This is a genomic window from Pseudoduganella sp. RAF53_2 (genome assembly GCF_052113985.1).
Lineage (GTDB): Bacteria > Pseudomonadota > Gammaproteobacteria > Burkholderiales > Burkholderiaceae_D > Rugamonas.
The window spans coordinates 1-1,602 of the sequence record NZ_JBFRDW010000932.1; the positions used below are offsets into that span (position 1 = coordinate 1).

General features: G+C 60.5%; 1 pseudogene. It reads right to left on the reverse strand.

The annotated features are described in order from the left end of the window. A pseudogene (locus tag AB4Z11_RS31145) lies at positions 1 to 1,602 on the reverse strand (TonB-dependent receptor); the annotation flags it as partial.

Below are 1,602 nucleotides of genomic sequence, written 5' to 3' on the forward strand. Positions count from 1 at the left end.
CCGCACTGCTGTAGACCGGTGTCATCCAGTTGCTCGGCATACCGCTTACACCGTTGTAGCCCTTGAAGAAAGTGCTTGGCGAAGTGCCGCGAATTGTCGCGATCAGGTTCTGCATCGCAGTCGAATCGATGTACTTGGTCGAGTAGTTCGCGTTCAGGAAAGACTGCGTATCCGGTGCACGCTGCGCGCCGGTTTTGTTGAGCGGATCGTAGATCAGGGTCTGGTTGACGTTGGCGCTCACCACGTTGATATCGTCGGCAGTCGAAACCAGATCCTTGCCATTGCTGGCCAGGTAGCCACCGCCGTTGTACTGCTGCGCGGTGGTCTTGCGTCCCTGCACGCCAAACCACAGCTTCTGGAAGAACGGCGTCTTCAGACGGTATTTGAAGTCCAGCTTGGCCTGGTCTTCGGTGTTCTTCGTTTCGGAGGGACGGTACTGCAGCTGCACCTGCACGTAGGAGCTGTTCGCGTCAGGCGAATAACCGGACGGGAAATCGAAGTGCGGCAAGCCTTGCGAGTCCAGCGAGACTTTGAGGCCTGGCGCATTCTGCGTTAGCGCTATCTGATTACTTTCGGAGCTATAGCGCGACTTGGAGGTGTTGATCAGGGCCTTCGCTTCCCAATCGCCGCTCTTCCATTCCCAGCCGTTGGACAGGTATTGCGAACGGACCTTCAGCGAAAAGTCCCGCGCCGAAGTACCAAACGCGCCCTGGCCACCCTGGCCTGCGATATTCAGGCAGCTGCCGACGGTGTATTGCGTGACATAGTGATTGGCGACAGTGACACCATCGGGCGTACTGGCGGTCGGCACCGCGTTGCAAGTACCGGCGGTGGTCGGAACGCCGGTCGTTGCGTTGTACACCGGCGCGGTGCCGGCGTTGAACAGGCGGTTCACATTACTGAAGTCCGTGCCGAAGTTACGATCATTCAGGCGCTGGCTCTGGGTGTTGTCCTCGTAGCTGACGTAGGTGCGCAGGCCTTTATTGAATTCGTACTGTGCCGTGAATTCAGCGGACGAACGCTCGTGGTCGCGGGTCCAGATGCCGTAGCGCGCAATGCCTGGAGAATAGTCGAACCACTGCGATTGGCAGGCGGTCTTCTGTGCTGCGCTCAGCGTGCTGGCATTGCAGCCTCCCGGGGTGGTCACTGCGGCGACAGCGGGATCGAGGCTGGTGACGGTCTTGTCCGGCGAGAAGTCCCAGTCGCGCAGGAAGCGCCAGGAAGTATTGCGGGCATAGTCGTTACGGGTGTAGACCTTGTCGTACACCACGTTGGCCATCAGGCCCAATTTGCCGTCGAGGTATTTGTCGGCCAGCAGCAGGCTGGCGCGCGGCTGCACGCCGCCGCGGCTGGTGGCCTGCTCGCCCGACAAAGTGACTGCCACGGTCTTCTTCTTGAAGTCCAGCGGCTTGCGGGTCTGGATGATGACCGTGCCGCCAACACCGCCTTCAGTCAGGTCGGCGGTGGTGCCTTTGTAGACGTCGATCGATTGAATCAGCTCGGAAGCCAGCTCGCGCAGTTCAGCGCCGCGGCCCGCGGTACCGCCGGTGGCCAGCACGGACTGGCCGTTGATCTCTACGCGGTTCAGGTCAGGCTGCACGC